Origin of the sequence: Roseomonas aeriglobus, assembly GCA_016937575.1 — a bacterium.
GTDB classification, from domain to species: Bacteria; Pseudomonadota; Alphaproteobacteria; order Sphingomonadales; family Sphingomonadaceae; genus Sphingomonas; species Sphingomonas aerigloba.
In genome coordinates, this window is sequence record JAFHKN010000002.1 from 2,850,005 (window position 1) to 2,865,000 (window position 14,996).

The 14,996-nt window shown below is 62.3% G+C and carries 9 protein-coding genes, 1 tRNA gene, 2 rRNA genes and 2 pseudogenes (1 of these 14 cut by a window edge); 6 read left to right on the forward strand and 8 right to left on the reverse strand.

Going from position 1 to position 14,996, the window contains the following annotated elements:
- Positions 1-25 precede the first annotated feature (25 nt).
- Both JW805_14075 and JW805_14080 read left to right on the forward strand, forming a co-directional pair.
- A complete protein-coding gene (locus tag JW805_14075) occupies positions 26-1,483 on the forward strand; it encodes an aldehyde dehydrogenase family protein (GenBank protein MBN2973149.1) in 1,458 nt (485 codons plus the stop codon).
- A gap of 865 nt (positions 1,484-2,348) precedes the next feature.
- Positions 2,349-4,445 carry an AAA family ATPase gene (locus tag JW805_14080; GenBank protein MBN2973150.1) on the forward strand — a complete coding sequence of 699 codons (2,097 nt, stop codon included), beginning with the start codon at positions 2,349-2,351 and terminating at the stop codon, positions 4,443-4,445.
- A gap of 86 nt (positions 4,446-4,531) precedes the next feature.
- On the opposite strand, the gene JW805_14085 is transcribed toward JW805_14080, so the two are convergent.
- Entirely contained in the window at positions 4,532-6,394 is a 1,863-nt protein-coding gene (locus tag JW805_14085) for a hypothetical protein (protein ID MBN2973151.1), read from the reverse strand.
- A gap of 456 nt (positions 6,395-6,850) precedes the next feature.
- Between JW805_14085 and JW805_14090 the strand changes: the two genes are divergently transcribed.
- Positions 6,851-7,980, forward strand: a protein-coding gene (locus JW805_14090; protein ID MBN2973152.1) for an IS3 family transposase whose coding sequence is annotated in 2 segments (ribosomal slippage) — positions 6,851-7,103 and positions 7,103-7,980 — 1,131 coding nt in all. Because the reading frame shifts where the segments join, the coding sequence is not laid out codon by codon here.
- 207 nt (positions 7,981-8,187) lie between these two features.
- Here the strand turns inward: JW805_14090 and JW805_14095 are convergent.
- The 3 genes from JW805_14095 to JW805_14105 all read right to left on the reverse strand — a co-directional run bounded on the left by JW805_14095 (position 8,188) and on the right by JW805_14105 (position 10,329).
- Positions 8,188-8,945, reverse strand: a protein-coding gene (locus tag JW805_14095) for an IS5 family transposase (GenBank protein ID MBN2973153.1) whose coding sequence is annotated in 2 segments (ribosomal slippage) — positions 8,188-8,624 and positions 8,624-8,945 — 759 coding nt in all. Because the reading frame shifts where the segments join, the coding sequence is not laid out codon by codon here.
- Between the two features lie 25 nt (positions 8,946-8,970).
- Entirely contained in the window at positions 8,971-9,447 is a 477-nt protein-coding gene (locus tag JW805_14100) for a hypothetical protein (GenBank protein MBN2973154.1), read from the reverse strand.
- Positions 9,448-9,588: 141 nt separating this feature from the next.
- Positions 9,589-10,329 (reverse strand): ribonuclease H-like domain-containing protein, encoded by a 741-nt coding sequence (locus JW805_14105; protein ID MBN2973155.1) that lies wholly within the window; start codon positions 10,327-10,329, stop codon positions 9,589-9,591.
- A 333-nt stretch (positions 10,330-10,662) separates the two neighbouring features.
- On the opposite strand from JW805_14105, the gene JW805_14110 reads away from it, so the two are divergent.
- The 3 genes and pseudogenes from JW805_14110 to JW805_14120 all read left to right on the forward strand — a co-directional run bounded on the left by JW805_14110 (position 10,663) and on the right by JW805_14120 (position 13,090).
- Positions 10,663-11,967 carry a hypothetical protein gene (locus JW805_14110; protein ID MBN2973156.1) on the forward strand — a complete coding sequence of 435 codons (1,305 nt, stop codon included), beginning with the start codon at positions 10,663-10,665 and terminating at the stop codon, positions 11,965-11,967.
- Between the two features lie 232 nt (positions 11,968-12,199).
- A pseudogene (locus JW805_14115) lies at positions 12,200-12,646 on the forward strand (recombinase family protein).
- Positions 12,620-13,090 (forward strand): annotated as a pseudogene (locus JW805_14120) (recombinase family protein). Before JW805_14115 ends, JW805_14120 begins: the two co-directional pseudogenes overlap by 27 nt.
- Positions 13,091-13,114: 24 nt before the next feature.
- On the opposite strand, the gene JW805_14125 reads toward JW805_14120, so the two are convergent.
- The 4 genes from JW805_14125 to JW805_14140 all read right to left on the reverse strand — a co-directional run.
- Positions 13,115-13,546, reverse strand: coding sequence for a hypothetical protein (locus JW805_14125; protein MBN2973157.1), 432 nt, complete (start codon positions 13,544-13,546; stop codon positions 13,115-13,117).
- Between the two features lie 274 nt (positions 13,547-13,820).
- Positions 13,821-13,897 (reverse strand) — tRNA-Met (locus tag JW805_14130).
- Positions 13,898-14,014: 117 nt separating this feature from the next.
- Positions 14,015-14,129: ribosomal RNA gene (gene rrf / locus JW805_14135) — 5S ribosomal RNA — on the reverse strand.
- A gap of 117 nt (positions 14,130-14,246) precedes the next feature.
- A 23S ribosomal RNA gene (locus JW805_14140) occupies positions 14,247-14,996 on the reverse strand (it continues 2,046 nt past the right edge of the window).

Here is a 14,996-nt window from a genome sequence, read left to right on the forward strand (position 1 = left end):
ACGCCCCATAAGCTGGAGAGAACCAATGAAGCCGGTAACGACGGCGTCGCGCATGTTGATCGGCGGCGATCTGGTGGCGAGCGAAAGCGGCGGCTGGATCGATTCGATCGATCCCGCGACCGAAGAAGTGATCGGACGCATTCCGGCCGGCAATGCACGCGATGTGGCGCGTGCGGTGGACGCCGCAGATCGCTCGTGGGAGGCGTGGAACGGCATCGGCGTCGCCGCGCGTGCCGAGGCGCTTCGCGCGTTCGGGCGCAAGATCCTCGAGCGTGCCGACGAGCTGCTCGAGGTCGAGGTCCGCGATACCGGCAACACGATCGCGCCGATGCGCGGCGACGTGCGCACCGGCGTGGAAGGGATCAACTATTATGCCGGCCTGGCTTATGAGCTGAAGGGAGAAACCATTCCCGCGACGCCGGGCAATCTCCACTTCACGGTGCGCGAGCCCTATGGCGTGGTGGCTCGCATTGTCCCCTTCAACCATCCGGTGATGTTCTCCACTGCGCGCACCGCGGCCGCGCTGATGGCCGGCAATTCGGTAGTGGTGAAGCCGCCCGAGACGAGCTCGCTTTCTGCGCTGATCCTTTCGGAGGTCGCGCGCGATGCGCTGCCGCCAGGCGTGTTCAACATCGTCACCGGCACCGGTGCCGGCGCCGGCGCGCCGCTGGTGCGCCATCCCGGCGTCAAGCGCATCGCGTTCATCGGATCGGTCGAGACGGGTATGGCCATTCAGCGCATGGCGGCGGAGAGCGCGGTCAAGCACGTCACTCTGGAGCTGGGTGGCAAGAACCCGCTAATCGCCTTTCCCGACGTGGATCCCGCAATCGTGATCGACGCGGCGATCGCCGGCATGAACTTCTCGTGGCAGGGCCAGTCGTGCGGATCGACCAGCAGGCTGCTGCTTCACGACTCGATCCACGACGAAGTCGTCGCCGGGCTCACCGAGCGCATCCGCGCGATACGGGTGGGCGATCCGATGGACCCGTCCAGCCAGATGGGTGCGATCAACTCGAAAGCCCAGCATGACAAAGTTTTGCGCCATATCGCCGCCGCGCGTGAGGATGGTGCGCGACTGCTGGCCGGCGGCGGCCGGCCTGAAGGGGAGCAATTCCGTAAGGGCTTTTGGATCGAGCCAACGCTGTTCGGCGATGTCGAGCAATCGATGCGGATTGCCCAGCAGGAAGTGTTCGGCCCGGTTCTGTCGGTGATGAGATGGTCGACCCTCGACCAGGCGATCGCGATCGCCAACGCGACCGACCTCGGCCTGACCGCGTCGATCTATGCCAACAATGTCGACGACGCTTTCGCCGCGGCGCGAAGGGTGCGCTCCGGCTATGTGTGGATCAACAGCGTCGGACCGCATTACCCGGCAATGCCCTATGGCGGAATGAAGAACAGCGGAACCGGACGCGAGGAAGGCATAGAGGAAATGCTGAGCTACACCGAGCAGAAGGCCTATAATTTGGCGATGCGGATATAAGCCTTGATCGGCTGCCCGGCAACAGCGGGCGAGGCGAACGGCCCGTCCTCCAATGGGGGTCCGACCGGTGTCAGGAATGGCTTGACCGTTGATCGATGCGAAGGAAACCGGTCCTGGCTGGTCGGCGGTACGGGACGTTCAGTCGTGAGAGGGTTGGTCTGCTGGCGCGCTTTGTCCGAATAGGCTTGCGAGGGCGTGATCATTCAGTGTGAGCGGGAAATCTTCTGGAGCTCATCCGACATACAGATCTTCGGCAGGGTACCGCATCGGCTCGGACAAAGCGAATCCCGCCGTCGCTCGGGCTTTACCATAGCTCGCTTATGGCAGTAGGTCGCGACGGCCTTCAACCGATGCAAGTGGTAATTAAAACTGCTTCTGGTGAAGAACCTGCCGTGGAACAGGTCGCTTGGGAACTATCGTAAAGTCCCCAAACTCAGCCGTTCCTTACGCTGGAATCGAGAAGATGAACAAACCACGGTTTTCGGGGCCGAATGCCGGTCGTTCGAGCGACCGAGTTTGGGGCGCAAACCCGACCGGCTGATTTGCGTGAGCCAAATGGCGGATTCCAGCGAGAGCCGCCGCTCACAGCAACGACGCTGAGTGTCTTGAGCTAGTCGACACCTGCCGAACGCAGACCACGTATGGCCGTTCAAGAGGTGTTTTTTGGTTCGCGGAAGCAGCCGCATACCATGCGGCCACGCATCGACACGCTGATGCAAATAAACCTTCGAAGATCACTGCGACGGCCTGTCGTATGTCTGGTGACTGCCTCCGCCCTCAGTCACCTCTTGAACAAATCTAGAACGTCCAACAATATGGCTATCGGACCATCCTCCAGATGAGATGGCTATTGGGCGAACGAACGATGCGGCTGCTGCGATACAGAGTGACGAACTTCCGGTCCGTCGAGGACAGCGGCTGGATCGACGCCGACGACGTGACGGCGCTCATCGGTGTCAACGAGTCCGGCAAGTCCAACCTTCTCCTCCCGCTGTGGAAGCTGAAGCCCGCCCGCGAGGGCGAGATCCGGCCGACGTCCGACTATCCGAAGACGATGTTCGCCGAAATTCGCGAGAACCCCGCACGCTTCCGCTTCATCTCCGCCGAGTTCGCCACCGGCTCGCTCGGCCCGCGCATCGCCACGCTGGCGGGCATCAGCCCGGAGGAGGCAGATGTCGTCCGCGTCGACCGCTACTTCAACGGCGGCTACATCCTTAGCTTCCCCGGTCACGAGCACATCACGACCGCGCCAGCGAAGGACGTCGCGGCGATCCTCCAGGCGGCTACAACCGAGATCAGCGGGATGCCCGCGCTCGCCAAAGAAGAGACTCAGAAGGCCGAGCTCATCTCGGGACTCCAGTCGGCTACGCTCGAACTCTCCGAGGCTCCGATGCCGGCCGACGCGCTTGCAACGCTTGCCGAAGCACTCCGCGCCCTGGCCCCGTCAGCGCCCGCGAAGACCAGCAGCATCTTCCCGCGGCTCGAGGCACTGGCCGCCAGCATAGAGGAGCTTCAGGCCCGCGTGTCGGCACCGGACCCGGGTGCGATCGAGGCGGTCCGAACCGCCATCCTGAAGCGCGTGCCGCGCTTCGTCTATTATTCGAACTACGGCAATCTCGACTCGGAGATCTACCTGCCTCACGTCGTGGACAACCTCGAACGGGAGGATCTCGGCGAGAAGGAGGCGGCCAAGGCGCGCACGCTGCGCGTGCTGTTCAGCTTCGTGCGGCTCGAACCAAGTGAGATCCTAGAGCTCGGCAAGGACGAGACGCCCACCAACTCACGTCGGCCCACGGAGGCTGAGATCGCCGAGGTCGCCGAACGGAAGCGCGAGCGCTCCATCCTGCTCCAGTCGGCGGGAACAACGCTCACCTCGCGCTTCAAGGACTGGTGGAAGCAGGGCGACTACCGCTTCCGCTTCGAGGCGGACGGCAACCATTTCCGCATCTGGGTCGCCGACGACCGCCGGCCGGCCGAGGTCGAACTCGAGGGCCGCAGCACCGGCCTCCAGTGGTTCCTCAGCTTCTACCTCGTCTTCCTCGTCGAGAGCGGCGGAGAGGGCGAGCACGAGAACGCGATCCTGCTGCTCGACGAGCCCGGCCTCTCGCTGCACCCGCTGGCGCAATACGACCTGTCCAAGTTCTTCGACAACTTGGCCACCACAAACCAGCTCATCTTCACCACCCACTCGCCCTTCCTGGTCCATGCCGACCGGCTGGACCGCGCCCGCAAGGTCTACGTGGACGAGAAGGGCACGACGAAGGCCACGTCCGACCTGCGCAAGGGCGCGGAGCTCCAGCCCGGTGCCGCCTACGCCGTGCACTCGGCTCTCGGGCTTAGCGTCGCCGACAGCCTGATGCTCGGCTGCCAGCCCGTTATCGTCGAGGGAAGCTCGGACCAGCACTACCTTACCGCGATCAAGACCGTGCTCGTCGCCTCCGGCCGCCTGAAGCCGGTGCGGGAGTTCGTGTTCCCACCGGCAGGCGGGACCAAGAACACCCGCATGGTCGCAAGCATCTTGACGGGCCGGGACGAGGCGCTCCCCTTCATGGTCCTGGACGGGGACATGATGGGCAGGAAGCTCGCCAAGGAACTCGCCAGCAGCCTCTACCAGGAGCATGCCGACCGCCTCGTCAGCGTCGACGACCACACTGGTATGGATGGATCGGAGATCGAGGACCTGATCCCGACCGACGTGATGGCGGCCGTCATCGACCGCATGTACCGCAACGCCGACACCGAGTTCGCCGATACGCTTGTGACCGGAAAGCCGATTCTCGGCCAGATCGAGGCATGGGCCGCGGCGCAGAGGGTCGACCTCGAGCCAGGCTGGAAGGTGGAGCTCTCCAAGAGGGTGAAGCAGCACCTCCTCGCCAAGGGCATGGCCGTCGTGAAGCAGGAATACGGCGACCGCTGGCAGCGGCTGTTCGACACACTCGGTTCGACGAGCGCCTCAACCTGACCGCCCCATCGGCTACACCCGAAAGCTGTCGCCCGCAGCGCGCGGCGGGTTCCGGAGAAGGAAGTCCGTCCGAAGATCGCCTCTCGTCACGTGCCGCCACCTCCGCCCTCCTGCCCATTGAGGGAGGCGTCCGCGCTTGCCGCCGCGTCGTCCGGGCCGGCTCCCGCCGCACCCTGCGTCTCCGAGCCTTCGGGTGACCCGGCCTGCACCTCCTGCGGCTCGGCAGGGAGCAATCCCCAGCCGCGAAGCCTGTCCTCTCGCATCCGCGAGCGGGCGGCGATCCGCCGGAAGGCCTCGTCGAGGCGCTCCCGCAGGCCCTCGGCACCCGGTTGGCTGGCGAGCCGGTCGGCCCACTCCATCATGCCCTTCACGTCGTCCGCGGCGTGATCGTCGAATAGCTGGACGAGTTCGTCGGCGCTCAGACGGGAGAGCCGCGCCGCATCCTCGGCGGGATTGTATCCTCCCGACTTCGCCATCCCTTTGAGCATCTCGGCGGGATCCCGCGCATCGACGATCGCTGCGCGCCCCGCATCCATCGCCGCCAGCAGCTCGGGATCGACCGGATCGTTCGCGAAGAAGCGGTTCCAGCGATCGAAAAAGCCTTCCTTGCCGCGGTTCGCCTCTATCCACTTGACTAGGATGTCTGACGCCTGCGCGTCGCGGCCATAGCGCCGCAGGAAGCTCAAGGTGCCGTTCATGTTGGTCGGCGTGATCTCGGCCAGGTTTTCCAGAGCTCCCGCCTCCATCGCATCCAGGATCACGTCATCGTCAGTTGTCAGGCTGTCGTGGTAGAGACGCCACGCCCGCGAGAAGCTGTCATCGCGTCCCTCCCGCCTACGACGCTCCTCGACGGAACGCGCCGCCTCCCGCAGAACGTCACCTTGAAAGTAACCCAGCGAGATGCCCTCGAGGATCGGCTCGTCCAGCTCGTCCGTCGAGCCATAGCCATACCTTCCCAGCAGCTCGCGCCACCCCTTCTCGTCCGCGGGCTCCTCCTTGCGCCCGAACAGGCCGCTCATCGAATTGAACCGCTTCACGAAGCCGAGGCTGGGGGCGAGATCGCGCTGGAGAAAGCACCAGCCCCCCAGCACCACTGTGGCCGTCGCCTGCGCTAACGTCGCGGCATCGAAGCCCCGGAGCTCCGTCTCAACGAGCCGCGCCCAGCGTTCGACCTTCTTCATCACCCGCATGTTGGTAACGTCCAGCGCGACCAACCGCTCGCGCAACGCAATCGCCACGGGGTCGTCGCCCGCGATCGCGATGGCTACGGCCTCCGCGCTCGTCGGTTCGAAGATCAGAAATGTGTCCACTACCTTCTCGAGCTGGCGATCGAGCTCCTCCGCCTGTTTCGCTTCCGCCTGCTCCTTGTTGAGGAGCAGCACGACCTTGCAGCCCCTCTGCTCATGCAGCATGGATGCAAGCCCCAGCACGTCTCGCATCTCCAGCGACTTGCCGGCGCGCTCCAAGTCGTCGAAGCACACAAGCTGACCGCGCACCGTCAGGAAGGCGGCGCGATACAATGCATCACCCGCATCCTTCATCCGGAAGAAACCGGCGGCGACCTCCAGCGCAGGCCGGCTCCTTCGTGCAAACCGCTCACCCTCGCGGAGCATCCCGTGAAGGCTCGACGCGTCGGGCAGCGAGGACCTACCCGCCACCACCGTGTTCTCCACTATGGCGCTGCGGAGCTCGCCGAGATTGTTCAAGCCGAATAGCGAAACGTAGGCGTAGCGGTCCACGCCGAGCCGACCCGCGGCCTCCTCTTCGCGCAAGAAGGTCTGCCAGGAGTAGGTCTTGCCTACCCCCCACCGACCGGAGATGCAGAGCACCTCGGGTGACGGCGACCTAAGGAAACGCTCGATCTCGGCACGGACAATCGCTGTGGACATGAGCGGGTTCTCGCATCGGTCTTGATCACTGTCGATGCCGTCGGCGGCCCTGTCCAGCATCCGTGGAGCCCTCGCCAGCGCAATTTGACCGTTGTCAAACCCGGGTAGCGGGCGCTTTCGCCGATATCATCGGGCATGCTCCGGCTCTTGGAGAAGTCGACGTCGAGCCGGGCGAGGTTAACGGTGGTCGTCTGCATGAACGAACGTCCGCTTACCGGGCTTGGCCGGCGGAAAGCGGCCTTTCCGCTTTCCCCCAAATGCGTCATACCTGCTCGCCTGACATATTTGTAGCATAGTACCTCTGTGGCAGCGGCCTATGTCGATTTCCAGATTCACCCCGATGCACCGCAGAATAAAAGGCGAGGCTGTGTGAAATGCGCACGCACGACCTGCCTGCCATATTCGACCTCGGATCTGACTTCCGTTTTGGTCAGGGTTTGACGTCCTCCCTTTTTTTCATCCAAGCTGAGTGAGAGTTTTCCGGCCCTTTGAAGCCTACGGGCAAGGAGCTGGGACATGAAGAAGTCGAGGTACACGGAAGAGCAGATTGCGTTTGCGCTGAAGCAGGCGGAGACGGGCACGTCGGTGGCGGAGGTCATCCGTCGGATGGGCGTATCGGAGCAGACGTTCTACCGCTGGAAGAAGGTGTATGGCGGGCTAGGCGTGGGCGAGCTGCGGCGCGTGAAGCAGCTAGAGGACGAGAACCGCAAGCTGAAACAGCTCGTCGCGGATCTGAGCCTGGACAAGCATATCCTGCAGGACGTGCTGGCAAAAAAGCTCTGACGCCTGGGCGGCGGCGCGAGATCGTCGCGCACGTCCAGGCGTCCCACGGCGTCAGCGAGCGGCGCAGTTGCCTCGCGCTCGGCGTCGACCGCTCATCGGTACGCTACATGTCGCACAAGCCGGACCAGGCACCGCTGCGGCTGCGCATCCGCGATCTGGCTGCGACACGGGTGCGCTATGGCTACTTCCGCATCTACATCCTGTTACGACGGGAAGGCTGGCTCGTGAACCACAAGCGCGTTTACCGTCTCTACCGGGAAGATGGGCTGAGCCTGCGGCTCAGGCGTCCTCGTCGCCACGTCAGCGCTGCGAACCGTGAGCGACAGCCGGCGGCATCGGCGCCGAACGAGATGTGGTCGATGGACTTCGTGTCGGACGCGCTGTTCGATGGTCGGCGGCTGCGGGCTCTGACGGTGGTTGACGCGTTCACCCGCGAGGCGCTGGCGATCGACGTCGATCAGGGCATCAAGGGCGAGCAGGTTGTCGCGGCGGTGACGCGGATCGCGTCGCTGCGCGGGGCGCCCAAGACCATACGGGTCGACAGTGGCCCGGAGTTCATCTCGAAGGCGCTCGACCGATGGGCGTATGAGAACGGCGTCACGCTGGACTTCTCACGACCGGGCAAGCCGACGGACAACGCCTTCGTCGAGAGCTTCAACGGCCGTCTGCGCGACGAGTGCCTCAACGCCCACTGGTTCCTGTCGCTGGCGGACGCGCGGGTCAAAATCGAGGCGTGGCGGCGGGACTACAACGAGAGCCGTCCTCACACGGCGCTTGGCTGGCTAACGCCAGCCGAATATGCTGCATCCGCTGGGGTTAACCCCGGCGGATGCAGGCCGGAGACTCGCATCATGCCCGGATGAGAAACCGGGGGACCGTCACACATGCCAATCGCCTCCATGAACATCGGCTTTCTCGTGGGGGTTATCCGAAATATGATAGCCAGCGCTCGAATTTGAGCGCTGGCTATCACGTTGCCCATAGCCGTTCCGGCTATCGAAATAGTGCGAGGCTATTCCACGTCTTCATCGGCTTCGTCGTCGCCGATATCTAGGGTCAGGACTCATTGGTCATAGCCAGAAGATGACGGTGGCCGCGATGGCGACGGCAGAGAAGAAGACGGTTGGGCAGCGGTCGTAGCGAGTTGCGACGCGGCGCCAATCCTTCAGACGGCCGAACATGATCTCGATGCGGCTGCGGCGCCGGTAGCGGCGCTTGTCGTATCTGACCGGCTCGTTGCGCGATCTGCGGCCCGGGATGCAGGGCTGGATGCCTTTGGCTTCCAGGGCGTCTCTGAACCAATCGGCATCATAACCACGGTCGCCAAGCAGCCACTGTGCTTTCGGCAGATCGTCGAGCAAGGCTGCCGCGCCGGTGTAGTCGCTGACCTGCCCGGCGGTCATGAAGAAGCTCAAGGGCCGCCCGTCCGCATCGCTGACGGCGTGCAGTTTGGTGTTCATGCCGCCTTTCGTGCGGCCGATCAGACGGCCGAGATCCCCTTTTTTACCCGCAGACTCGATGCCGTGCGGTGTGCCTTCAGGTAGGTCGCGTCGATCATGACGGTCTTCGGCACGGCCTCCGCTGCCGCGAGACCTTCCATCATTCGCAGGAAAATACCCCTCTCGCTCCACCGCTTCCAGCGATTGTAGAGCGTCTTGTGCGGCCCATAGTCCTTCGGTGCATCACACCAGCGTAGCCCGTTGCGATTGACGAAAATGATGCCGCTGAGCACCCGCCGATCATCGACCCGAGGCTTGCCATGGCTCTTGGGAAAGAACGGTTGCAGACGCGCCATCTGCTCATCCGTCAGCCAGTACAGGTCGCTCATCCACTCTCTCCTCACGGAGCCTGAATCAGATCGCGCCTCCCACATCAATGGGTCCTGACCCTAGCCACTGGATTTGGCCTGGCCCCCAGTCATTCTCGCCGTTGAACTCACCAACCAGTTCAAAATCGCCGCTTTCTTCGTACGACGATCCGGCGAAGATCAGCGACGGAAATTCCGAGGCGAGCGCTTCGAAGACCGGAGTCGGAAAATCCCAGGGCGTCGTGAACTGGAACCAGACGGTATCCCTGTCCCGCAGGTTACAGTCGAGGTCGAGCGCATTCCACTTAACGCCCCAGTTATCGACCGCCCAGTTTTCCACATCCTCTTCACCTACCGGCATAGGCAGGATGCCGCCGAAGTCGAGCATCATCGTCTTCTGAAGGCTGCCCTGAACGGCGGCTGATGCCGGGTCAGAAACCGGCTTGAACATCATATGCTTGAAGCGCGCGATCTCGGTCGGGGGGCCCGTTACGTTGAAGCCGCTATACACCCAGTTTGGCATAATTATTGTACCTCGGTGATTGGGCTGTTTTGGGAAACAGCGGCGTGACATGTGTCTCGCTGCATTAACGGTGACAGAGAAAGGCTGAGTGATCCGGGTAACCTAAACCGCGGAATGACGCGCAGTCGGACCCGAACCCTTTCAAAGGTCGATGTGGCTTATCGCATCGACATCGAGCGCTGCCCCACCACCCGACACCGTCGGCGCAGGTACATACGGTAGGAGATGGGCCAAGCGAGGCTGCTGCGCGAAGATCCATCCGGCTAGTTCGCGCCAGTGCTCGATACCGGAACCTAATGCCTGCGTGGATCGCCACATCTGCGCCGCCAGCCAAGTCGACACTACATCGGTTTCGCAATATCGCTCGATCCGCCCGTAATCTTTAAGAGCGGCTAGCGTGGCAACGCTGGTCCCGGCGATCTCCTGCTTAGCCGGTATACGAAACGCCGCGCAGACGTCGATCAGTCGCGGTCGAACTGCCGCACCGCCCGCTGTGATCTCGTCCATCAAATCGACGTGGAAGCCCGCGTGCGACCTGCTTCCGGATCGTAGCAGGTTTGGCACGTGTTCACCGGTCACCGCGGCCCGCGCCAGCAGAACCGGGATGTCAAATGCTCGACCGTTGAAGGTCATGACGGTCCGGGCGTTATCGAGCTGCCGCTCGACTTCAGCGACGATGGCGCGCTCGGACATCGTCGTGCGTGAATAGGTTTGGAGATCAAACCGATGTTTCTGATCCTGATCGCGAGTCACGGTCAGCAACGATACGCAGAAAAGCTCCTGCAGTGGCCACACCGCGAAGCCTTCCGCCGGGTCTACGCCGGCGCGCTGGCAGGCGGCGACATCAGGGATCGTTTCGATGTCGAGTACGATGGTGGTCATTTTTCATCTCCTGTGATTGCTCACAGGCTATTCTCTCCTTTCATCAAATGCGGCGCCTCGGGGCGCCGTTTACGCGAGCGTCCAGCTTCAAGCATCTTCGCACTTTCGCCGAATGAAAGCCCATGCTAACCTATGCCGGTCGGATGCTTTGACGACGCGGGCATTCGACTTGGGTTTGGTGGTGCAATCCGGTGCGCCACGGGAGGAGCAGTGGGGCGCAGTCAACCCCCAGTCGGCCGAGGATCGTCCCCGAATGCGGTCCAGCCCTTTGAAGGGGCAGCCTCATTATTCGATCGCTGACCGGATGCGATCCATGGCGAAGGCTATGGTCGCATGCCCCGTACACCGCGCAAGCGCTGCAAGACACCTCAAGTCCGTCCTGTTCTTACCCGTGATGAGCGAGCGAAAGCAGCGGCATCCAATGTCGTTTGTATCGACCGGCGAATACTGACGGAAACCGTCGTCAACTTCATTCTCGATAAGGGCAGTGGCACCAAGTCGCAGCCGGCAGTGATCCGCGCCGCCGTCGAGGAAAGACGAGCGGCTATTCGTCGCCCTATCTCGCCGCGGATTTCTTGCCCTTTGCCGGTCGGCTATGACGAAATTCGCCTGCATCTTCTCGCGCTCATTTCCCCTTCGAGAAATGAACATGCCCTGTCGTGGATCATCAGTACCTGGCTCGGTGATCCACTCAAGCAACATGCTCTTAAGCTGGATACGCTTCGTGGCAGGCACCCGCGAATTTATCAGGCGCTCTTAGCAGGACAGTTGCCAACCGCGGCCCGACTTGCGGTGTCGGCCAAGCTTGACCAGTCCCGGTTCACTCGGCTGATGTGCGATCATGCACGAATCCTTCTGATCGCGACGGCGCATGATCATATCGCACACATCCGCCATCTCGCCATGCGTCCATACGGGCCGCACTTTGCGGGAAACACGACGTGGAAACCGGCAGGCAACGTTCTGCTCACAACCATCGCCGAGCCGGCGCTCGTTGTCGCCGACCTGATGAAACACGCGCGTGCCGCAGCCGGCGATGACGACAAAATCCGTACGAGCTTGGAGAAGCACAAGTTGCTGGCCTCCGGGGCGGAAGGCGATTTCGTCTGGTCGGTGGCGCTCGACGTCCGCAAGATTCTGAGCCGCATCGAAGGCAGCCGCGAGCGGCTCGACGAACGACTGAAGTCGATCGCTTGGGATGTCCTTACGGCGTCGAGCATGAACAATCGTACCATGTCCGAAGAGCAGCTCACGGAGCGGAGCATGACCTCGCTTTGGTTCGGCCTTGAACCGCGCGAGATCGCGGTCTTCGTCGCGATAGAGTTGACCAGGTCACTCGACAGCGTCGAGACAATCGTCGCGGATATAATCGCCGGACGCAAACTCAAGCGCAGGGCCCCGTGGCCATCCCAGACGAGGGCAGCGTTTGCCGCAAGCATACTGCGAGCCGAAGGTACACCAGATTGCGAAGCTGCCCAGTTGGGAAAACGCCGTAACGAAGATGTTGGGCTCGACCCGGCTAACAAGGCCTCGCGGGGAGCCGTCGCCAGATTGCAGGAGAAACTGCAGAATCCCGCAATCGCGACTATGGCCACACGCATATTCGGGATCGACGCCGCGATGGTGCTTGATCGGTGAAGCTAGTGGATCTCCGTCCTGCTCGTCAAATACTGTGTACTTCCGGTTTAGGTTACCCGGCGGACCAGCGGAATCGCGTTCAGTTAGGCGGGCATGCACGATGTCACGTCCCGAAGCGATACCGCCCCGACGCCGCCCGACGGACTGACCGCCCTCGTCCGTCTGCTCGCCCGACAGGCTGCACGTGAGCAGTTCGCCGCCACCCGCCGACTTGTCGTCACCCGAGAGTCTGATGCTCAACCAACCCATCAAGCGCATCGCCATCTACGGTCGGCACTCGACCGCGATGCAGAACGCCGCGTCCAGCAGTGATCAGGTCGCCTCCTGCGCCAAACTCATCGACTATCTGGGGGGCACCGTCGTCGGCACATGGCTCGACCCGGAGCAGTCAGGGTATCGGCGCGATCGTCCTGGGCTCAAGCAGATCGTTCGAGCGATCGAGGCGGGCGAAGTCGATATCATCGTATGCGAAGCCTTGGACCGCCTCGCAAGGGACGCAGAAGACGTCGCCTGGCTTGGCAAGAAGCTGCACTTCCACCGTGTGCAGCTGCACACGGTTAGCGAGGGCCATGTCGACGAGATCAAGTTTGCGGTTGCAGGCCTGCTCGGGGCGATCTTCCTGAAGCACCTTATCGACAAGACCGTACGTGGCATGGAAGCGGCGATCCTCGCCGGTCGCTTCGCCGGTGGTCGCGCGTACGGCTTCAAGCGCGTTATCAAGCTCGACGCGCGCGGCGAACTGATTCGTGGACTCTTGGAGATCGACGCGACCCAAGCAGACATCGTCTGCCGGATCTACGCCGAGTTCGCGGCCGGCAAATCGTCCATCCAGATTGCCAAGAGTCTAAACGAGGACGGGATCCCCGGACCGCGAGGCGGTCAGTGGAATGCGTCCACGATCCGGGGGGACCCGAAAAAGGCCGTCGGCATCCTAAACAATCCACTGTATGTTGGTCGGCTGGTCTGGGGCCGCCGTCAATGGCGCCGCAACCCGGACAGCGAGACGCGCGAACGCCGCTATCGACTTCGCGACCAGTCGGAGTGGGTCGAGGTCGCCGTTCCCGAGCTGCGCATTGTCGACGAACAGCTGTGGGACGCTGTGCATGCCGAGATCGAGCAGCGCCAGCGTCCGCAGGCCGAAGCCCCTCTATGCCGCCAGAACCGCAAGAAGCACCTCCTGTCCGGCCTCATCCGCTGCAGCGTGTGCGGCTCGAACTACACCATCAGCGGCAAGGACTATTATCGCTGCGCCGGCCAGAAGGAGCGCGGTACTTGCGGCAACACCGTGTCGGTCCGCAAGGCGCCGATAGAGCACGGGACGCTGGCGGTGTTCCAGCATCACCTGTTCACGCCCGAGCATGCGCGCATCTTCGCCGACGAGTTCACGCGCGAGTTGGACCGCATTGCCCGTCATGCAGAGCGCCGTGACGATGCGCTGCGCGACCGTCTGGCGGTGGTCACGGCCGAGATCGCCAACCTCGGCGCCAACATGCTGGCCGGCGTCATCAGCGAGACGCTGACGAAGCTCCTGGTCGAGCGCGAAAGCGAAAAACAACGGCTCGAAGCGCAAATCGACCATCAGCCGAAGATCGAGCCGATCCCCCTCTCCCTGCCCGCGGACCTGACGATGCTCTTTGCCGAGAAGGCGAAGCGCCTGACGGAGACGCTTAACGAGGACCAAATCCGCGGTGAAGCCGCAGAGATCCTGTCACGTCTTATCGAAAGCGTCACGATTTACCCGAGCGAGGATGGTTCTGCCGAGGCGGAAGTGGTTGCGCGGGTTGAGGATTTGGCGGCCTGGGCCATAAGCGACAACGCCGCCCGTGGGGGCGGCGTTACGAGTTCTATGGCGGTGGTTGCGGGGACAGGATTTGAACCTGTGACCTTCAGGTTATGAGCCTGACGAGCTACCGGGCTGCTCCACCCCGCGCCACCATGGGATACGCTTGACTAAAAAGCGCGCCGCGCCGTGGAGGCGGGCGCGCTGGGTGAGCGTATCTGACAATGTGAATGGGTTTTGTGTGCGAATTTGCGCGCTGGCTTCAATGCCTGGCGACGACCTACTCTTCCAGAGCTTGAGCCCTAGTACCATTGGCGCAGTCTGGTTTCACGGCCGAGTTCGGGATGGGATCGGGTGGGTCACAGACGCTATGGTCACCAAGCAATGGAGCCAGCGCGTTAACTCGCGGTTTTCAAATCGATGCCCGTGCATGTTTTAGGCTGAGTTTAACCGCAACATCACTGACAGTTGTCAGCACTGATGTTGGAGGTGTGAACTCATCAAGCGCGAATAGGACAATTAGTATCGGTTAGCTCCATGCGTTACCGCACTTCCACATCCGATCTATCAAGGTCGTGGTCTCCGACCGTCCTAAGAAATCTTATCTCGAGGGAGGCTTCCCGCTTAGATGCTTTCAGCGGTTATCCCGTCCATACATAGCTACCCTGCTGCGCCGTTGGCACGACGACAGGTACACCAGAGGTATGTTCAACCCGGTCCTCTCGTACTAGGGTCAACTCCTCTCAAATTTCGACGCCCACGGCAGATAGGGACCAAACTGTCTCGCGACGTTCTGAACCCAGCTCACGTACCACTTTAATTGGCGAACAGCCAAACCCTTGGGACCTGCTCCAGCCCCAGGATGTGATGAGCCGACATCGAGGTGCCAAACAACCCCGTCGATATGAGCTCTTGGGGGTTATCAGCCTGTTATCCCCGGCGTACCTTTTATCCGTTGAGCGATGGCCCTTCCACGAGGGACCACCGGATCACTATGACCGACTTTCGTCTCTGCTCGACTTGTCAGTCTCGCAGTCAGGCTGGCTTATGCCATTGCACTCTAACGGTCGGTTTCCAACCGACCTGAGCCAACCTTCGCACGCCTCCGTTACTCTTTAGGAGGCGACCGCCCCAGTCAAACTACCCGCCACAGAGGGTCCCTGAACCAGTTTCATGGTTCGAGGTTAGACATCAGAAAACAACAGGGTGGTATTTCACCTATGGCTCCACATCATCTGGCGACGATGCT

Bases quoted from the DNA above. Each gene is read 5' to 3' on its own strand.
- JW805_14100 (MBN2973154.1), bottom strand. From the start codon at position 9,447: ATGCCAAACTGGGTGTATAGCGGCTTCAACGTAACGGGCCCCCCGACC.
- JW805_14110 (MBN2973156.1), top strand. From the start codon at position 10,663: ATGCCCCGTACACCGCGCAAGCGCTGCAAGACACCTCAAGTCCGTCCT.
- JW805_14105 (MBN2973155.1), bottom strand. From the start codon at position 10,329: ATGACCACCATCGTACTCGACATCGAAACGATCCCTGATGTCGCCGCC.
- JW805_14125 (MBN2973157.1), bottom strand. From the start codon at position 13,546: ATGGTCGATTTGCGCTTCGAGCCGTTGTTTTTCGCTTTCGCGCTCGAC.
- JW805_14075 (MBN2973149.1), top strand. From the start codon at position 26: ATGAAGCCGGTAACGACGGCGTCGCGCATGTTGATCGGCGGCGATCTG.
- JW805_14085 (MBN2973151.1), bottom strand. From the start codon at position 6,394: ATGCTGGACAGGGCCGCCGACGGCATCGACAGTGATCAAGACCGATGC.
- JW805_14080 (MBN2973150.1), top strand. From the start codon at position 2,349: ATGCGGCTGCTGCGATACAGAGTGACGAACTTCCGGTCCGTCGAGGAC.